Origin of the sequence: Planococcus sp. ANT_H30, from assembly GCF_008369335.1 — a bacterium.
Classification (GTDB): domain Bacteria; phylum Bacillota; class Bacilli; order Bacillales_A; family Planococcaceae; genus Planococcus; species Planococcus kocurii.
This window is the reverse complement of sequence record NZ_VOBJ01000002.1, coordinates 1-15,521: the sequence shown is the minus strand read 5'-3', so window position 1 is coordinate 15,521 and position 15,521 is coordinate 1. Positions and strand designations below refer to the sequence as shown.

Annotated in this window: 22 protein-coding genes and 1 pseudogene; 16 read left to right on the top strand and 7 right to left on the bottom strand. The window is 35.2% G+C overall.

Annotated features, from left to right (window positions below):
- Positions 1-5: 5 nt before the first annotated feature.
- The 3 genes from FQ085_RS05940 to FQ085_RS05930 all read left to right on the top strand — a co-directional run bounded on the left by FQ085_RS05940 (position 6) and on the right by FQ085_RS05930 (position 1,891).
- Complete coding sequence (locus FQ085_RS05940; protein WP_149456175.1) at positions 6-503, top strand: hypothetical protein; 498 nt, start codon at positions 6-8, stop codon at positions 501-503.
- A 566-nt stretch (positions 504-1,069) separates the two neighbouring features.
- The gene (locus FQ085_RS05935; protein ID WP_149456174.1) at positions 1,070-1,402 is read left to right on the top strand and encodes a hypothetical protein; all 333 of its coding nucleotides are present in this window, start codon (positions 1,070-1,072) and stop codon (positions 1,400-1,402) included.
- A 102-nt stretch (positions 1,403-1,504) separates the two neighbouring features.
- A complete protein-coding gene (locus FQ085_RS05930) occupies positions 1,505-1,891 on the top strand; it encodes an HAD-IIIA family hydrolase (protein WP_149456173.1) in 387 nt (128 codons plus the stop codon).
- A gap of 124 nt (positions 1,892-2,015) precedes the next feature.
- Here the strand turns inward: FQ085_RS05930 and FQ085_RS05925 are convergent, their stop codons facing one another.
- Entirely contained in the window at positions 2,016-2,366 is a 351-nt protein-coding gene (locus tag FQ085_RS05925; protein ID WP_149456172.1) for a membrane lipoprotein lipid attachment site-containing protein, read from the bottom strand.
- Between the two features lie 178 nt (positions 2,367-2,544).
- On the opposite strand from FQ085_RS05925, the gene FQ085_RS05920 reads away from it, so the two are divergent.
- Positions 2,545-3,753: an amidase domain-containing protein gene (locus FQ085_RS05920; protein ID WP_149456171.1), complete on the top strand. Its 1,209-nt coding sequence runs from the start codon at positions 2,545-2,547 to the stop codon at positions 3,751-3,753.
- A gap of 184 nt (positions 3,754-3,937) precedes the next feature.
- On the opposite strand, the pseudogene FQ085_RS05915 reads toward FQ085_RS05920, so the two are convergent.
- Positions 3,938-4,192, bottom strand: a pseudogene (locus FQ085_RS05915) (integrase core domain-containing protein); the annotation flags it as partial.
- A gap of 236 nt (positions 4,193-4,428) precedes the next feature.
- Here FQ085_RS05915 and FQ085_RS05910 point away from each other — a divergent pair.
- The 4 genes from FQ085_RS05910 to FQ085_RS18430 all read left to right on the top strand — a co-directional run bounded on the left by FQ085_RS05910 (position 4,429) and on the right by FQ085_RS18430 (position 5,761).
- A complete protein-coding gene (locus tag FQ085_RS05910) occupies positions 4,429-4,599 on the top strand; it encodes an ankyrin repeat domain-containing protein (protein WP_149456170.1) in 171 nt (56 codons plus the stop codon).
- A gap of 19 nt (positions 4,600-4,618) precedes the next feature.
- On the top strand, positions 4,619-4,873 hold the full coding sequence (locus tag FQ085_RS05905) for an ankyrin repeat domain-containing protein (RefSeq protein ID WP_149456169.1): 255 nt from the start codon (positions 4,619-4,621) through the stop codon (positions 4,871-4,873).
- A 5-nt stretch (positions 4,874-4,878) separates the two neighbouring features.
- Positions 4,879-5,292, top strand: a complete 414-nt coding sequence (locus tag FQ085_RS05900) for an ankyrin repeat domain-containing protein (protein ID WP_188074720.1) — start codon at positions 4,879-4,881, stop codon at positions 5,290-5,292.
- A gap of 289 nt (positions 5,293-5,581) precedes the next feature.
- A complete protein-coding gene (locus tag FQ085_RS18430) occupies positions 5,582-5,761 on the top strand; it encodes a helix-turn-helix domain-containing protein (RefSeq protein WP_149456167.1) in 180 nt (59 codons plus the stop codon).
- Between the two features lie 479 nt (positions 5,762-6,240).
- On the opposite strand, the gene FQ085_RS05890 is transcribed toward FQ085_RS18430, so the two are convergent.
- On the bottom strand, positions 6,241-6,804 hold the full coding sequence (locus FQ085_RS05890; protein WP_149456166.1) for an aspartyl-tRNA synthetase: 564 nt from the start codon (positions 6,802-6,804) through the stop codon (positions 6,241-6,243).
- Between the two features lie 727 nt (positions 6,805-7,531).
- A complete protein-coding gene (locus tag FQ085_RS05885) occupies positions 7,532-7,912 on the bottom strand; it encodes a lipoprotein (protein WP_149456165.1) in 381 nt (126 codons plus the stop codon).
- A gap of 222 nt (positions 7,913-8,134) precedes the next feature.
- Between FQ085_RS05885 and FQ085_RS05880 the strand changes: the two genes are divergently transcribed.
- From FQ085_RS05880 to FQ085_RS05870, 3 genes are all read left to right on the top strand, one after another.
- Entirely contained in the window at positions 8,135-8,413 is a 279-nt protein-coding gene (locus tag FQ085_RS05880; protein WP_149456164.1) for a MerR family transcriptional regulator, read from the top strand.
- Entirely contained in the window at positions 8,410-8,679 is a 270-nt protein-coding gene (locus FQ085_RS05875) for a hypothetical protein (RefSeq protein ID WP_149456163.1), read from the top strand. Before FQ085_RS05880 ends, FQ085_RS05875 begins: the two co-directional genes overlap by 4 nt.
- 82 nt (positions 8,680-8,761) lie before the next feature.
- Entirely contained in the window at positions 8,762-9,076 is a 315-nt protein-coding gene (locus FQ085_RS05870) for a hypothetical protein (protein WP_149456162.1), read from the top strand.
- A 97-nt stretch (positions 9,077-9,173) separates the two neighbouring features.
- On the opposite strand, the gene FQ085_RS05865 is transcribed toward FQ085_RS05870, so the two are convergent.
- Together FQ085_RS05865 and FQ085_RS05855 are read right to left on the bottom strand one after the other, a co-directional pair.
- Entirely contained in the window at positions 9,174-9,584 is a 411-nt protein-coding gene (locus FQ085_RS05865) for a membrane lipoprotein lipid attachment site-containing protein (RefSeq protein WP_149456161.1), read from the bottom strand.
- Positions 9,585-10,096: 512 nt separating this feature from the next.
- Positions 10,097-10,468, bottom strand: a complete 372-nt coding sequence (locus tag FQ085_RS05855) for a YhfM domain-containing protein (RefSeq protein ID WP_149456160.1) — start codon at positions 10,466-10,468, stop codon at positions 10,097-10,099.
- A gap of 122 nt (positions 10,469-10,590) precedes the next feature.
- Here FQ085_RS05855 and FQ085_RS05850 point away from each other — a divergent pair, with 122 nt between their 5' ends.
- A complete protein-coding gene (locus FQ085_RS05850; RefSeq protein WP_149456159.1) occupies positions 10,591-10,869 on the top strand; it encodes a hypothetical protein in 279 nt (92 codons plus the stop codon).
- Between the two features lie 248 nt (positions 10,870-11,117).
- On the opposite strand, the gene FQ085_RS05845 is transcribed toward FQ085_RS05850, so the two are convergent.
- On the bottom strand, positions 11,118-11,564 hold the full coding sequence (locus FQ085_RS05845) for a site-2 protease family protein (protein WP_149456158.1): 447 nt from the start codon (positions 11,562-11,564) through the stop codon (positions 11,118-11,120).
- A gap of 229 nt (positions 11,565-11,793) precedes the next feature.
- Between FQ085_RS05845 and FQ085_RS05840 the strand changes: the two genes are divergently transcribed.
- From FQ085_RS05840 to FQ085_RS05825, 4 genes are all read left to right on the top strand, one after another.
- Complete coding sequence (locus tag FQ085_RS05840) at positions 11,794-13,608, top strand: M3 family oligoendopeptidase (protein ID WP_149456157.1); 1,815 nt, start codon at positions 11,794-11,796, stop codon at positions 13,606-13,608.
- A 302-nt stretch (positions 13,609-13,910) separates the two neighbouring features.
- The gene (locus FQ085_RS05835) at positions 13,911-14,378 is read left to right on the top strand and encodes a GNAT family N-acetyltransferase (RefSeq protein WP_149456156.1); all 468 of its coding nucleotides are present in this window, start codon (positions 13,911-13,913) and stop codon (positions 14,376-14,378) included.
- A gap of 203 nt (positions 14,379-14,581) precedes the next feature.
- Positions 14,582-14,863, top strand: coding sequence for an AbrB/MazE/SpoVT family DNA-binding domain-containing protein (locus tag FQ085_RS05830; RefSeq protein ID WP_058385425.1), 282 nt, complete (start codon positions 14,582-14,584; stop codon positions 14,861-14,863).
- Positions 14,864-14,946: 83 nt separating this feature from the next.
- Positions 14,947-15,315, top strand: coding sequence for a type II toxin-antitoxin system PemK/MazF family toxin (locus tag FQ085_RS05825; protein ID WP_058385424.1), 369 nt, complete (start codon positions 14,947-14,949; stop codon positions 15,313-15,315).
- The last annotated feature ends 206 nt before the right edge of the window (positions 15,316-15,521 follow it).

Below are 15,521 nucleotides of genomic sequence, written 5' to 3'. Positions count from 1 at the left end.
GGATAATGTTGAAGAAAAAAAGGATTAGTTGGATAGTGGCAATTGTATCTTTAATTGCATTTTTAGTTTTATGGGCCGCTTTTAGTAATTTGAAAGAAAAGTATACAGAAGAAATTAATCAAAATTATTATAGTTTTTATACAGCTATGAATAATGAAATTCAATTACTGGAGTTAATACTAACGCAAGAAAAATATCTGTTAGAGACATCGGGAAATATAGACAACTTACAAATAACTCCTATTGAATTAATTATCGGTAATGGAATTTTTTCTATTGTAGAAATGCCTGAAGCTGAGAAAGAACAATTTCAGGAAAGTCATACTAACATTGTGTCAGCAATAGCTGCATTTCAGCAGAATCCTACAGCAAGTGAAGTCAAAAATTTAGAGGAAAATTTAAATTCTTTTAAAGGGCACTATGATGAGTGGATCGAAAGAGAAAATAAGTGTGCTCAGTTAGACGGATTTTGTGCAGGAAGTAATTCAGAAGTTTACCAATAAATCTTATTCTTAAATCCACTGTTTTCCCTTGAAAAAGCCATTCGTGGTACACTCTAAATGTATTTTCCGTCCAAAGAAAAACATAGGAGTGATCACGAATGACCTACACCCGTCTTAAATTGGCGTGTTTGGGCAGGCTGAGTGATGATGTTATGGAAATGGGGGAAACCTCTGAAGAAATCTAAAAAGGGCAAAGGGTAGAGGGCTACCCTTTGCCCTTTTCTATGGTTAGTATACTAGGAATATAAAAAAGAAAGAAGAATGACAAGGGAATGTGACGCGCTGTCAGCAAACAAACTTTGGAAAGGTCATCTCATTTTCACAAGCTGTTTTTGTTTACATATGACACCTTATCGGAAGTTGCATAAATAGAAAGGGAGAGAGGATGCTGAAAAAACAGCTCTTCTCTCCCTTTAGTTCGTAAAAGTGTACTTTTACGAACGGTTATTTTCTGATAAATTTTCTTCGATTATAATTTTTAACTTTCCAATATGGTATTATTAGTAAAAAATGAAAATCATTAAATTCTCTGCTGAGGAACCGTATTAAAAGAGGAGGACTTTGTTGTGGAGTGGAATTGGAATAAGACCAGCATCAATCTTCCCTATTCATATGAAAATCTTAAGACTCTTTTAGATACGATTTGTAAGAAAGAAAACGAATTTCCTCAAGTTGATTTTTGCATGTGGTGCGATAATTTAACGATGGCTTGGGATGAAGAAGATTTAGACGACCAGGATCAATTAGCTTTTGGTATTGCCCGGGATATTGAAGCTCAATGGGATTTGTATTGGTACGAGTTTTATTCACACGAACAACTGAGGAAGATGGACCTCACTAAATTGGAATTCCCACCCGATTGGTTCAAAGAATTTGCAGTTGAGTTAGCCGAAAAATAGACAATAAAGTTGAGAATGTGAATGTAACTTATGTGCAGTTAAGTTACATTCGCTAAGTAGTAAACAATACAATTCATTCAAGTTGAAGTGGGGGATATTTTGGTGAAAGTTTCCTTTTTTAATCGAGATGGAACAATTATCGAAGATTATCCAGATGCTAAATGGACATTTATAGATAACCCTTCTTTTGTAGAGGGAGCCGTAGAAACTTTAAAAAGCGTAATAAGTAAAGGCTACAGAGTTATTATCATCACAAATCAATATCTTATAAACGAAGGATTTATAACCTTAAATCAATACAATGACATCACAAACAAAATGCTCCATACATTACGTAACCATGATATTGAAATACTTGATGTTTTTTACTGCCCTCAAGCAAAAAAGGAAGAGTGCAATTGCTTTAAGCCTAAAACAGAAATCCCCGGACTGAGAAGACAGTTTCGGGGATTTTTTGCTCATTATACTTCATGTAATATTGTTAATTAGATTTAATAAAGCTTATTTATTAAGGAGTTACAGATTTTTAGGAATAAAAGCAGGATACTTCATAAAAAACTAGTTAGGATGGAATAACTTCTTATTTATTGATATTTAACAAGAGAAGATATAATTATTCTTTATATTCATAAAGGGAAATTGAGTCGGGAAGAGCTTCAATTGCTACCTTTCTCTCTCCATTTGAAAAAAAACGTGTTGCCCCCATTTGCTCTTCCTCCAATTCAGACCATCCCTCATCTTCTATAGCTGCTAAATACTCCTTACTAATACCCTGTGGTTCATTATTATTAGAATACCGATACTTTTGAAACGCTACTATGTTTGGGTTAGTAGCTTCACTTTCAATAGGATTTGCTTCAGCGGGTATTGGGAAGTTTTCTATAACTTCTGAGGACTCAAATTCTTTTTCTGCACAACCAGCTAGTATAAATAATAGTAGAAAAATGACAATTAACTTTCTCATAATTAACCTTCTTTCTATTGAAACTTTTTATTTTTAGTTATAAATGATTATACAATAAAAAAACAATAAAACAATTTATTCATTCTATTCCCAAAAATATGAAAAAATGATATATTAATTGATGTTGTAAAAAAATGTTTTTTACAAAAACAAATTTACCTAGGGAAGAGGAATAGTAATGAGTAAATTGTCACGAATTATCATTATTTTAGCATTGTTGTTAGGAGGAGTTGTTTTTGTAGAGTGGAATTCGAATGCATATGCAGCGGAGTTTGATAGTGAGACTAACAAAAAAGTGAAAAATTTGAAAAAACTAAAAATTCCAGATGAAGGCGGAAACAAACAAGAAACAAAGGAGAAATCTTGGAAAAAGCATAATCACGCAATTAAAATTGTAAAACAATACTACGAAAATCAAGGTATTACTGTATCTGGTGATTTTGATGATATTAAGTACCAAGAACAAGTAAAAACTCTTGGATTAGCAGTTTTTAGTTTTAAGAAAAGTGAGCAAGATGCGGTAAGTGAGTACATCAAATTTATGGATCTTTATGAAAACTATGAGCAAAACGAGCAAATTGATGAGCTAATCAATAAATTTGAAAAAGAAGTTATCACCGATGAAGAACTTTCTCTTCTGTTTGATCTTGGGGTAACTGAAGAGTCAGAAACTCTAGATGTGCCCGTCAGTGAGGAAGAAATGATAGTCCATTTAGAGGAAGAATATATTCCTAATAATTTAGCCACGGTAGCTTCTGTAGATATGCCTGAAGATGATCAAACACCAGTAACTGATCCAACTACTGAAGACGATCCAGATGCAATTGATAATAATGCAGGAACATCAGCCAATACCTATTATCCTCTTAAAGCACGTGACTATGCTTATAAGTGGACTAGTAACACTGCTAATTTGAGAAATAATGCTTCATATGGTTACTACAGTAAAAATAGTGGCGGTTGCCATGATTGCTGGTGGGATTGTACAAACTTTATTTCTCAAGCACTGGCAGCGGGTGGCATGAAATATGTAGGTGGCGTTGGTTCAGGATATGTATGGAGTACAAACTGGTATTATGCAAGTGGCTCTAACAAACCCACATTTAGCTGGGGAGGAGCAAATGCCTTTTATAAACATTTTAAAGACAGAGCACGTGTAGCAAGCAAAGTCGCATACCTCCGAACAGGCGATGTTGTCAGTCTTGATACAGGTGGAGATTCGAAAATTGATCATAATGTAATGATTACGAAAAATTGGGGTAATCTGTCTTCTCAAAAATACTATACAGCACATCAATCTGATACAAAAGAAGAATATACCCTAGCTCGTCTTTATCAGCAAGGCTACAAAGTTTACGGTATTGAAATGGATAAAGCGAGTAACTAATAATAATTAGTTCACATCAGTTTTCAAATAGCCCATTTATTTCTACGTTATTTAAATACTTATTTATATAACATAGTGGGGAGGTAGAGTTCTTCGTGATATGCATGAAAAATTAAATTAAAAGCTCTCAACCTTAAATGGACATTTAGTTTCATATTTGAGATAGTAAGAAAACACCTTTTAATTAGGCAGCCAGTTGTCGGTAGTTTACCAGCGACTGGTTGTTTAATTTCGTCTGGATGCGGATGTGGTTATAATAATCTAAATACGCTTCGACGGTTCGAATGACACATGCATTAGTCGTGCTATGAATGCCGTCAAGGTAAAACGTTTCAGACTTTAGCGAGGAGTGAAACGTTTCGATTGGGGAATTATCAGCGGGCGTGCCTTTGCGGGACATGCTCATGCTCATTCCTTTTTCTTTGACCGCTTTCTGGTACGCGTTACACTTGGTTCAAGAAAAGAAGCCTATGAAAGAGCTAAAAGAGAAGGGGGTGGAGCAGAGCCAAGAAATGATCCTCATGATGGGTCTAAACCTCATTACCATCCAGTTGTAGGGGGATTCCAGATACCACGACCACTATTACTATCCAAAGAGACAAAGGTAGACCTATGTTTTTATAAAAAAGAGGAAGTAATGTTTTTCTCCTCTAAAGTTAATAAGGAAGATAACCCATGTCGAAAAATAATGCTTATCAAGCGGCAGCAGATGGAGACATGGAGAGCTTAAAAGGATTTCTTTCGACAGGTTTTAATATCATTGAGGGAGACAAAGATAAATATACGGTCCTGCTTTGGGCGGCTCAAGAGGGACATGAGGAAATGGTCCGATTTTTGGTAGGATAGTGTAGAGGATGTAGATGCGGTGGATTTTCAAAACTTCACTCCACTGGAGGTAGCAATTAACAATGGACATACTGAAATAGCAGAGTTTCTCCTTGAGAAAAGCAATGATTTTTCCGAGCACAGTAAAGGATACATAGCCTTGCATGCCGCTGCAGCTAAAGGAGATGTCAGGATACTGAACCTTCTTATTGAAAAAAAATCCCCATCGATAAGCAGGAAAAAGAAGGTGAAGGATAACCCCCTCTGCATTGGGCAGTGCAAGAAGAGTGTGTAAGATTATTGATTAAAAACGGCGCGAATATAAAAATGAGAACTTTTTCCTGCGCAACCCCTCTTTATATCGCTTGCGGTGAAGGAAACGCAAAACTTGCTGATTATTTAATCCAACAAGGTGCTAATGTGAATGAACAAGTTGGTCAAGATGACAAAACTACGCCAATGATGTTAGCTAGCATGTATAACTATCTGCAAGTTGTCGAAGTTTTTTTAAAATATGAAGGAGATATGGAGATAAAGGACGAAGAAGGGAAAATAGCCCTGTTCCACGCAGCAAAAACCGATAGTAAAGAAATTATAAAACTTCTTTTGAAGAAAGGCGCAAAAAAGACCATTGTAAGCAAATCGGGTAAAAAACTAACTGATATTTTAAATGGAGATCAAAACAATAATAACATGGATTTTGAGGGGGCGTAGATCAAGATTCTAAAGGTTAGAATGTACACTCTTTTTAAATTTTTTAATAGTTCAGTGTCACTTTATATACAAAAAATTTAAACTGTAATCTTAAATATAAATAAAATGCAGAGGCTGCCGATTGATAAATTGGTAGTTTTTGGTTAATTGATGGAAAAAATCTATGAAAAAAGACAAATGACTTTTGTGTATCGAACCCAAATGGTAGATACTTTTAAAAAAGTGATCTCATTTTGAACTGCACCTCCGTTATTAGGCGCCAATCTAACAGCGGAGATGCAGTTTTTCTATGGACAAATTTTCAGTAGAGGACAAGTTACAAGCAGTACGGGGATGGCCATGTGTCGAAAAAAGCATTACTAAACGCTACGGTGTTTCGGTGAGTATCCTTAGCCAATGGCTGGAGAGGTACCGAATTCATGGAGAACAAGGGTTACGAAAGCGACAGACAAATCACCCTTCAGTTTAATAATGAAAGAAATCAACGTGTAAGAGCTTTGAAAGGGTTGAGTGAATTCGCTACCAAAGAAAGAACGGATAATCGGAAAGTATTCTCTGACATTGCAGTAAATACATGCATGAGAATTATGCAGTTAATAAAGCGCGCGTGAAAGAACTAATGTCTACGTATATTGCTAAAACTTTTTAAAGTTGAAGGTGAAGGAGAGAGTAAAACTTACTCTTAGTCTCAAAGTTTAAGTTTACGCTAAAATTCATATTTAGTTAACGTAAGACACATTATCGGAAGCTACTTGTATTGCTCCAATACCAGCATAAAAACAGTAATTCCTAATCGTATATATACTTGAGCCGTTATTTATAAATGCTAAAAATTTGAGAGCTAAGCTGAAAAGGTGATTAAGCTTTTTCTTTGATAAAAAGCATGATGTATCTGCAATTTACATTTTTAAACAAACACATTGCAGAGTGCGGTATTAATGATTTAATCTAATCTCTATATGTGTGTCGATCTAACTCTTCATTAGTATTTTGATTTACCAAAATTAGTTCCTTGATATTTGATAAATTATCCGATTCAATATACCACAGGTATACGTTTTCTAAATCCATCTCTACCGATTCATTATGTAAAGAAACTTCTAAATTGATTTTTTCGGTGGGTATGTCATCGGCCATTACCGTAAAATCTTGACCATTTTTCATCAAGCCAAATATTATTTCATCCCCGTAGATCTGATAACCGTTAAATTTTTCATCAGTTATCGTACCAGTAGTCGTACTCCAAGCTAGATAATCTGATTTCCATCCAAAAAGTCCATTGGTAATTTTAGCTGTCCCAATGTTGTTTGAGTCTTTAATGAAGAAGTATAAAGCTTTATCCTCCGTTACATAGGCAGGAATTAAAATCAAATCCTTATTCTCAGCTAATAATGCTTTCTGCGGTTCTTCATAAGAAATCTTGTTTTCTGATATAGACCATACGGTAAATACCGTTATTAAAATGACGGCTGACACTAGTAGTAAAATAAATAATTTGGAATGACTTCTCATAGTTGTATCATCCTTTCCTAGTTCTTAAAATCCGGATTTTTACCAATTAAATTCCTTCTTAGTTTCATTTTACCTTAATATTCTGCAAAACCTATTTGTTTTTGGAATTTGATAATGAAATATTAAAAAGAAATTAAATGGCACCTTCTATTCGCGTGAATAAGATCGCTAAACACTTGTGAAGGACGATACTATAATTATTTTTTTTAACGAAAGAGAACATGATTGATAATAAGTTTATATATTCCGGATTATCGGAAGTCATACAATAAAAAGAAGATGCTAGTTGGTTAGCATCTTTTTTTCTGAATTTATTTAGAAATGCGCTTAGAATTCCTGCTATTTCTAATAGCCTACCGCAGAAATTTTATTCAAAATACACCGATTACGATTAAATAGATACCGAATAGTATGAAAAGCGAACCGCTTATGATCAAAAACAATTTTAGCAGCCAGAAATTTACGATTGGAGGAAAGAAAAGCGTATGTTTGAATCCTGAAAAATCATCTGTCTCAAGAAATCTTTTTTTCTTTATGGAGACTATTCCTAGTCCTAAACACGCAACCCCCAAGAGGAGAGTTATTATACCCGAAACATATTGATCGGAATTCAAAGAAATTCCTCCCTTTTCATTTTTTCAGCCTCTAACTTCCGGTAACCTGTGATATGTAAACTTGTCTAACTGTATTTAAAAGGTGTTTATATTTTTCTCTGTTTACTTATTATTTACTTTTTATTAATTAATATTAACTTTTCTGTTTGTCCATTCCACGTAATCTCAACTTCTATTTCTTCATCTTTTTGAATAACTGCACAGCCCTGACAGGCTCCTCTTCCAGTGTTCGCTGTTCCATTTACTAAAGGTACGTCGATTCCCGAAGAACTTCCACCAGAGTATTTGATGCTATAATCCATGGTTTCCGGACCTGATTCTTCTCCTCTAAAGTTAATGGTGCCAGTTTGTTGCTGCTCAGTCGGATTAGAAACATCAACTACATAAAATACATCCCAATTTTCACTGCTACCTGAAAAATTATACCGATCACTGCCGTTTCCACAACCACTCAAGATAAATAATAAAATTATTAATGAAATACTTTTTTTCATTCGTCTTCCTCCTAGGACTTAATAAGTTTCTGTTCTGAGTTCTGTTATCAATATACCAAAATAAACCAATTATTAATATAAGAAGTGGAATATTCATTCTTCTCTATTCTGAAATTCGTCCACTTAACTATTTCTTCATTTTTACAAACTCAATTTTGAAAAAGAGATGCAAGCATAACGGAACTCTTATAACATGAAAATAAAAGAGGTGGTGAGCGATTGATGATGACTCCCAGTGAAGTTTGTAAGCAATTAAGTATTTCTACTTCGACGTTAAGAAAGTACAGCCTTCGCTTTGAATCGGAAGGGATTCTTTTTAAAAGAAACAAAAGTAATAGCCGAATTTACACCGTCACAGAGGTCGCGGCGTTACGGGAGTCTATGACGCTCACAAAAAGCGGTGGAAAAACGTTCGAAAATGCGGTCAGAGAAGCTGCAGGCGCGTCTACAATAACGCCAGAAAACGGCGTCATGACGACGTCGCGGCAGCCGTTATCTTGAAAAAATTGGAAGATATTGAAAAAGAGAATCGAAGTTTGAAAGAAGAGATGCGAAAACGGGATTCTTTGTTTGTAGAAGCCTTAGAAGAGATGAAGCATCAACTGGATCAGATAGAGGCACATCAGCAGCAGCTAGTTGCACCAACACCCGAAAAACCAGAAATAGATACGTCAGAACCGTCCTCACAGGAGGAAGAAAGCGAACCGGAACCCATAATGCCTAAAAAAGATAAACGAAGTTTATGGGCGAGGATCTGGAACAAATAACAATAAAATGAAAAAGCTTTTGAAACTATCGAATCTTTCTCTTCGTAGAATTGGATAGACCAATAGAAAAGGAGATGAAAAAATGGATGCTCATTCGAAATCTCGGTCTGATACAGAGGCTGATATTCCTAAAGAAATCACTGTTCAAAAGGTGCTTAATCTATACGGTATTTTTCTTTTTTTAGGACTTATCCTTTCTATTTTCACTCATGGAATTGAAGACATAAACGGATTTTTAATCTTTATTTTGATCAGCAGCGTGCTTTATTTTTTCATGCTGAATTTGTATTTCGTAAGCGATTTTGGTAGGAAAGTAGTGTTTGGCATGATTGGTGCCATCGCTTTATTCAGCCTATTTATGGTGTTCTATCTTCAAATCAATCCAGCGGCCCATTAAAACAGGGAATTGAATGTAACTTAAGTGCAGTTAAGTTACATTCAATTTCAATAAAAAATATCTACCTGCTGAGCAAATCATTCATTAGAATTTAATATTATTTTTTCTGTATTCCATCCCATATAATCTCTAACTCAAGTTCCTCATCAGCTTCCATAGGAACGCAATTTCCACAACTGCCTTGCGCAAAACTTCCGACCTCATCGTATATTGGTACGCTAGTTCCTTCATTACTGTTTACACCACTGCCGGTTTTCAGTTTATAATCTACCATTTTGGGAGCTTCGTCTTCACCAATAAATGTAAGTGTACCGTTTTCATCAACTTGATTCTCACCCTGATCTTTGTTAACAACATCTACTTCGAATAATACTTCCCAATTTTCATTGCTGCCTGTAAAGCTATAATTTTCTTCAGGAGTAATATTATCTGAAGAAACAGTTCCATCTCCAGTATTACAACCACTTAATATAAGTGCTGTAACGAATAATAGAATTATCTTTTTCATTTCCAACCTCCTAATATCCTAATAAGTATTTTGTTTTTTCTGTTATTTTATCATAACAGTTAAGTGTTGAATGGAAAAATTTTCAATAGAAAATATTTTTATTAGTAGAAATGAATGTAACTTATTACCAATTAAGTTACATTCAGTTTCAATGTTTATAAGCCAAGTATTGCTATGAAAATTAACGTGAATACGAGACTTGCAACGATGGACATAACCCAATGAGTCTTGTTCGTTATTCTTAAAAGTTTATTCACGATATAATTAATGATTAAAATGGCTAAAAAGACGACAACGAACGTTACTAGAAAATAAACGAACAATTGATTTCTCCACCTTTCATACATACGCTAAATAAATAATAATGCACTTTGTTATACCTATTTACTTCCAGTAAGGTTTCATTTTTTCTAAAAAAGAACTTTAAATTGATTTTTTTACTCAATCTGAATGTAACTTAAGTGTAAGTAAGTTACATTCAGATCTTTGATTTCACTGTACTGAAATACCTGTTAATTTAATAGCTCGTAAATTTTTTTGGCCGAACTTTGTGAAAGGGTATAGATGGTATGTGTATCATCTAAATTCATTATTGTTCCCTGTTCTTTACTGATCCAGAGATAATATGATTCTTCCCCGAATTCAACTTTATAGCGAGGGTCCATCATATCAACTATCCCTGGCTCTTTTTTAGCTTTTTTAAACGCTTTTACGAAGTCACTAACCACCTTAGAGTCTGTGTATGAAGTTAATGAATCCTTTTTGATCACCGAAAAGCTTTCCATTTCGAAAACATCAACTTTCTCGATGTTTTCTGAAGAACACCCGCCAATAAAAGACAAAGTAAAAACCACAAATAGAAATAACAGAGACCATTTTTTCAACGAAATTCCCCCCTATGATTGATTAGACACATCTAAGCGATTAAAGTTACATTCAAACTTCGAATCTCACTCAATTCATTCGATAACTAAGCAGGGAAGTGTAGAAAAGGGGGGGAATAATCATGTGGCTAGAAACCATGTACATTTTTCTTTACTATTTTAGCTTGATGTATTTGCCGTGGATATTGTTGATGATATCAGTTTACTTATTTGTCGTTGGTGTTGTTTTTGAGTCGTTACGTAGAATGATCATTGGATTTTTGGTGTTTCTGCCCGTTGTGATTGCTCTCTTGTTCTTGGATATCGAACCTCTCTTGTATATCACTCTGCTTGTTCCTTTTCTTCAAGTTTTCCTTGCCATTAAGTACTATCGCAAAGAGAAGGGTAGAACGAGGGCTTAGGGAGACTCGTAGTTTTACTAAGAGGAAACCTGTGCTCAAGTTTACATATCGCAGCTTATCGGAAGCTACGTGTATTTCAAAGGGGAAAAGAGTCTGTAACTAGCACATCTTTTCTCCTTTTTGCTTGTGAATTCATTCTTTTACGAACGGTTATTTAAAATATGTTAAAAGGCTTAACTATTTTCACTAACTCACTTGATACTTTTATGTACCTGCTATTAGAAAAAGAATGAAAGCTGTAATTCTGATCACCTTTTGTATAGCTCTACTAATTTTTTACCATCAGTGTCACCAAAGATAGTAGTGAGTGGAACTAAATTGATGAAAACATTTAAGTAAGATACGAATATGAAGCTATCTAAATAATGACGGAAAACTCCGAGCTCATATCCAGTGGTCACATCCAGAACCAGCGCGCTAATTAAGTTAAATAGCACACCACCTAAAAAGAAGAAGGACTTTTGAGTGGTGCTCATCCCGTTGATCGTATTTGGGACGACTCTTCCACCGGCAAAATAAGCATTTCTGATATTGAAGTTGTTCTTTTTCCATAGAATTTTACCATTCCCAATACTGAACCCATTGATCTTCCCACCAAATAGCTTAAGAAAAAAGGCATGTCCGATCTCATGAATAAATGCAACAAAAGGAAAAATAAACAAACCAATGATAATGAAGTTAACTAAGAAATTCATATTTTATCTCCTTTTTCTCTAGATAAGCATTGAACCAATCCAACGATTGCTAGTTTGACCTTTCGTACTCATATGTAAATTGATAACATGGTACAAATACGTATAACTAGAGAGTTGGTTTCACTAATTGCTTAGTTAGCTTACTGTAATTTCATTAAAGACAGCACAACCAGTTTATCGGAAGTAGCAGTTATTTTAACGATAAAGTAAAAAGAAGAGGAGACTGACATTGAATCAAACAGTTAAACAAAATTGGAATTTAGATTCTTTATACGAAGGCGGAAGCCAATCAGTAGAGCTAGGAAAACTCATAGATCGGTTGACGGAGAATCTTCATATCTTAAGTAAGAATTTCGAAGCTCAAGAAGCAGCAATAGAAAAAAAGGAACTTCAAAAAATTCTCGATATTGTGTACCAGTTTCAATCTATGCTGAGTGAATGGGAGGAATTGGATGAGTTCTTGATTTGTGTGTATGCCGAGAACGTGAAAGACAGTGCAACGTTCGTTCTTATGGACCAAAGTGCTAAGATCAAAGTAAAGTTGGATTCCGTAAAAATTAGCTTAGACCACGTTCTTGCTGCGCTTCCTGAAGATGAATGGACTGAATTTATCAACTTGGAAGCAGTGGAACCCATTTCGTTTTATTTAGAAAAACAGAGACAGGCAGTTCATGACCAGCTCCCTGCTGAAATGGAAAGGCTCATCAGCGTTTTATCCGTTAACGGAATAAAGGGATGGGAAGAGCAACATCAACTGATGCTATCGCAATTGAGAGTTTCCATAAAAATAGATGGGAAGATAACAGAGGTATCGATTGGCCAAGCCTTAAACCATGCGATTTATTCAAAGGATCAGGATTTACGCCAACATGCGATTCAAGGAATAAAAGTGGCTTGTGAAGGTGAAGCTGCCTCTTTTGCTTCCGTATGGAATCGAATTGCCGGTTCTCGGTTAGACATATATGAACAGCGTGGCTGGACCAATCAATTAAAAGAAGCAGTTGAACAAAATGATTTAGACGAAAAGACCATTCATACTGTACTAGCTTCAATTGATCAGAATAAGAAAATTTATCAAGCCTATATTCAGCGCAAACTGCAATTAAGTCAGACTAAAAAAACGAGTTGGTTTGATTTGGTTGCTCCCGTATTCGCCCCTGTCGAGAAAGTGTCTTATGCTGAAGCGAGGAGCTTAATCCTTAAGCAATTTTATCGGTTCAATGAAAAGTTAGGTCATTTTGCGGAAATGGCGTTTGAAGCAGGCTGGATCGAAACGGAAAATCGACCCAACAAGGCAGAAGGTGGGTTTTGTGCATCCATGCCGTTGGCAAAAGAAAGCCGAATATTTTTCACTTATCGAGAAACTTATCAGGATGTCGTAACCTTAGCTCACGAATTAGGTCATGCTTACCATAACTTTATCCTTCATGAGGAACCTGCTCTTGCCCAACGGAAAGGAACAAGCGTTGATGAAACAGCTTCTACTTTCATGGAAAACCTGGTATTAGATGCCGTTATTAATCAGACCACCAATGAACTGGAAAAACTGGCTCTTCTCGAAATAAAAATCAAAAATGGTTTGATGTACGTTGGAACCGTACCCAATATGTTCCGGTTTGAACAGGCCTTTTATGAAAAAAGAAAAAATGGTCCGTTGAATGTCGAGGAAATAAAATTACTGCTGAGCGAAGCAGAAAATTCCTTCTATGAAGGAGAAATTGAAGAATTGGCACTTTATAAGTGGATGTATACGGTTCATTTTTATGACGCTGAAAAACCATTCTATAACATTCCTTATACTATCGGTTATTTGTTCAGCAATGGCATTTATGAATTGGCAAAATTAGAACCTAGTGGATTTAACGAACGATATGACGAACTATTGCGCAACTCTGGAAGAATGACAGTGAAACAATTGGCACAAACCTTTTTAGGGAGAGATTTATCGATGAGCGAATTTTGGAATGCCTCCCAGCAGTCGTTAATTGGAGCCATTGAAGAATACTTGAGACTGACTGAAAAGTATTGTAACGAAAGTAACTAATATCTTTGTAGCATCAAATAGGTTTTCATTACCATAAAATGTCTTTAAAGTTAATATGAGAAATGGTGAAAGTAGCTTAATTGACATATGACCAATTACCGGAAGAAGAGGCTCAAACCTGAGTCTCTTTTTGTTTTGAAAAGTGAACTTTTAGGAACGCTTTATTTCTATAAGCTGTTTTTCTTTGAGAATGAGCTAGAGGAATGACAAAAAAAAGATAGGGAAATAATGGTATAATTAGTTGGGATGAAATAAAATATAGAACATTCTAGAATTTTTATAAAATGTGAGGAGTGACTATTATGAAAACAAAACTACAACAAATGACAGAGGAAGAATTTGATCGTTACTTGGCATATTTTATACCTGACTACGCTAAAGACTTATCTGAAAACTATATGATTCCATTAGAAAAGGCGATGGAAGAATCAAAAGATTTAATGGAACAACTCCTTCCAAACAAACAAGGCACAGAAGGCCAGTTAGTTTACACTATTTATTCAACCGAAGAAGATGAAACAATTGGTGTGATTTGGTACACTATCCAATCCGAAAGTAATAAAGCTTATATCTACCATATTTTAATCAAGGAAGAGTTTAGAAAGAAAGGATTCGCTACCTTGGTATTGAAAGAATTAGAAGCAAACATGAAAAGTGCTGGGATTACCTCTATGGGATTAAATGTTTTTGGCAAAAATCCTAATGCTTATAAACTTTATAAAAAACTGGGCTATCAAACGCAATCAACAGCAATGGGGAAAAGAATCTAAAATAAAAAGTGAAGAAGTTTATATATTCCGGATTATCGGAAGTAAAATAAACAGCTAGATGGATCAAAAGAGTTTATTCCGAATGGTGACTACTTTTTAATCGAGTTCCATTATAAAAGAATCTTAAAAGAGCTATTGCTTGCCGAATGTAGATACACTGTATATACTTGGTATATAAATAGCACTCTGAGGAGTTGATTCACATGCCGCAAATCAAGCAGAAAGTTAGTCACCGAGAGGCTAAACTTCAGAATTGGGGTAACAGTAAAGCAGTTAGGCTTACAAGAGATATCCTTGAGGAAGCCGGATTTAATGCAACTGATGATGCTGTATTTGATGTAGAGATTGAACCAAATCGAATTTCATTAGTTCGAAAAAGCCAGTTAACTCCGTTTCAAAAGTTATTTGTTGGTTATAATGGTGAAAAACCTGAGCCTGAAGCACTTTGGGATGAAGTAGAACCAGTCGGAAAAGAAGAGTGGTAAGCAATTAATAGGCTCAAAAATCGTTTGCCTGTACTTAATCCTCAATGGAAAAGTACAGGCACTATTTAATTGGAGGAGTAGTGATGACAAGATTTTTTAAAGTTGGGGATATTATAAAGGTCGATATGTCGCCGGCAAAAGGGCACGAACAGCAAGGTTATCGTCCAGCCATCGTTGTTTCAGAAGAAAATGTACATAAAGAGACCGACTTAATTTGGGTTTTGCCAATCACCAATACGAATAAAGGTTACCCGACTCATGTACCGGTAAATGGAAGAACCAAGAATAACAAGAACAGCGTAGTAAACAATCAGACAACCGGATATGTATTGTGTGAAAAGATAAAGGCAATTGATCCATTGGCTAGAGCTGCAAGATTAACAGACGAGGCCGATCAAGAGTTGATTGAAGAATGCAAGGCTATCATCGATGCCATTACTTTTATAGGGTAAAGAAAGTAAGACCAATCATTATGATTGGTCTTTTTGAGTACTGAAATTCATTTTGTTCGTAAAAGTGTACTTTTACGAACCCTACTATATGAAATAGATAGATAACGGCGCAAAGAACCATTGTTTTCTGGGTATACAAGAAGTACCAATCACAGAACTTCCGAAATACCCACCCAAAAGGAGCTGAAAACAATGGTTCTGTCTAC